Source organism: Planktothrix sp. FACHB-1355 (assembly GCF_014748295.1).
GTDB lineage: Bacteria > Cyanobacteriota > Cyanobacteriia > Cyanobacteriales > Aerosakkonemataceae > Aerosakkonema > Aerosakkonema funiforme_A.
Genome location: NZ_JACJUP010001321.1, coordinates 1 through 1753 on the forward strand (window position 1 = coordinate 1; position 1753 = coordinate 1753).

Here is a 1753-nt window from a genome sequence, read left to right on the forward strand (position 1 = left end):
TTCAGTGCATTCTCAAAAGCTTCCGTTCCTATCTGTCCTCGCAAAATCGTCATTAATCCAGCCGCTTGACGCCACTGCGGAGAATTTATCTGTTCCAAAAGATACATCCCTAAACTACCCATCAAGATCGCTTTTTCTATTTGTTGTAAATTGTAATTAGCTTCAGCCAAATAACTTAAATTTAACCCCTGAAGATACAAATCTCCCGACATTTGGGCAGCTTGCCATCCAGTTTCTAAATAGGGAATGGCCGCTTGCGGTTGAGATAAAATAATATAGGCAATGCCGAGACTGCTGCCACAAAGAGCCTTACTTTGCTGCAACACAGATTCTGTTCCGTAGCTATCTCCCAATCGTTCCGATAACTGCAATCCTTGTTGCAGATAATTAATAGCCATTTCGTAAACTTCCGGTTCTACCCTTTCCAATTGTTGCGCTTGCAGCACTTCGCTGTAACCCAAATTTGCTAAGGCGTTGGCTTCTCCAATCCGCTCTCCCGTTTGACGACTTAATATTAATGCCCGTTGACTGTAATTGATGGCTTCTGTATAATTTTTCTGAGCAACGCAGATGCGGCTGATGTGATTGAGATTGGCAATTTCACAAGGAACATCTGCCGCAGTGCGGGCTATTTCTAAAGCTTGTTGATGAAAATTATGCGCTTGTTGATATTGTCCGACGGCAGCTATTGAATAGCCAATTAATGTTAAAATACGAGCTTTTTCTTGAGTGCCTTCAACTCTTCGCAGCGGTTCGTCCAGGTAATTGAGGGCAGAGCGAAGAAAGTCGCCGCTGAAGGAAGCAAAGATACCGCCGTAAAGGGGAAAGTATTTTTGTTGAGCGAAAGCGCGGAGAATTTGTAGGGTGATTTGAAAACAGCCGTTAGTTAGGCGATCGCGAGAATTTGATTGAAAACCATTAGCTAACAGCGACCAAATTACGGCAAAAGTCAAGAATGTGGAAATCGACAGTTTTGCTCCAACTTTAGGATCGTAAATTAATTTGTCAAACCAATTTACTAATCCTCTTTGCAAGCACTGTAAAATCACAGCAAGTTGGACAAATTCATTTAATTCTAGGTGTTGCTTTGCTGCCAATTCTGTAATAGAATGATTAAGTGCTAAAGTTTGAAATAGCGCTTTGGGAAACGGACTATTTACTTGAGAAGCCCATAGCGCCCAAGGCCCACGCTGTTCCGGTGCGCCTTCAAATCCCAGCATTGGACGACTTTGGTCATAAATCCAACTAACAAGATGTTCTTGCAATCTTTGCCAAGATTGCAAACCTTCTGTTAAGCCTTCTGATAATTGTTGAAGTTCTCGCGTTGTATCGGGTTCAGAAATTGTTTGAGCTTGTTGTAACAGAGCTTTTGCTAACTGCTGGATTTGGTCTAAGTTTAACGCCTGAGCTTGATTGGGGTCGATCGCCTGCAACAAAGCTTGCAATCTGTTGTTAGTTTCCGCGTTGGCGATCGCATTCGTAGCTGCTGCAATCACACTGGAAACTCGATTTTCCCTCTGATATCGTTCCCATTCTGCCTGAATAGTTTGCATCGCTCTCAAGCTGCGGGTTGCTTTGGCTTGCTTGAGTTCATCCTTATTATTGTCGATTTCCGATTGGGTGGCGCTGATGCGATCGCTCAAAGCTTGCTCGAAAATTTCCCCCGTACCCGCACTGACACCTTGCGCCAGCATTTGATAAACCTGCTGTTTCGATCGAATTTTGCCCTTGAGGGTAGTTTGCACAATTTCAT

General features: G+C 43.5%; 1 protein-coding gene. It reads right to left on the reverse strand.

Annotation, left to right across the window (positions count from 1 at the left end):
* A partial coding sequence (locus H6S82_RS31990; RefSeq protein ID WP_347339581.1) for a tetratricopeptide repeat protein occupies positions 1–1745 on the reverse strand: 1745 nt, incomplete at its 3' end.
* Between the last annotated feature and the right edge of the window lie 8 nt (positions 1746–1753).